This window comes from Staphylococcus caledonicus, from assembly GCF_016238465.1.
GTDB classification, from domain to species: Bacteria; Bacillota; Bacilli; order Staphylococcales; family Staphylococcaceae; genus Staphylococcus; species Staphylococcus caledonicus.
This window is the reverse complement of sequence record NZ_JABTXV010000035.1, coordinates 1-254: the sequence shown is the minus strand read 5'-3', so window position 1 is coordinate 254 and position 254 is coordinate 1. Positions and strand designations below refer to the sequence as shown.

The following is a 254-nucleotide window of genomic DNA, read 5'->3' as shown; positions in this document are numbered from 1 at the left end:
TAACATCGTAAGTAATAACGTAAATAACATCGTAAGTAATAACGTAAATAACATCGTAAGTAATAACGTAAATAACATCGTAAGTAATAACGTAAATAACATCGTAAGTAATAACGTAAATAACATCGTAAGTAATAACGTAAATAACATCGTAAGTAATAACGTAAATAACATCGTAAGTAATAACGTAAATAACATCGTAAGTAATAACGTAAATAACATCGTAAGTAATAACGTAAATAACATCGTAAGTA

1 protein-coding gene is annotated in these 254 nt (G+C 25.2%); it reads right to left on the bottom strand.

The annotated features are described in order from the left end of the window. Positions 1 to 254 (bottom strand): hypothetical protein (locus HS848_RS13190; protein WP_198612560.1); only part of this gene is annotated, 254 nt, incomplete at both ends.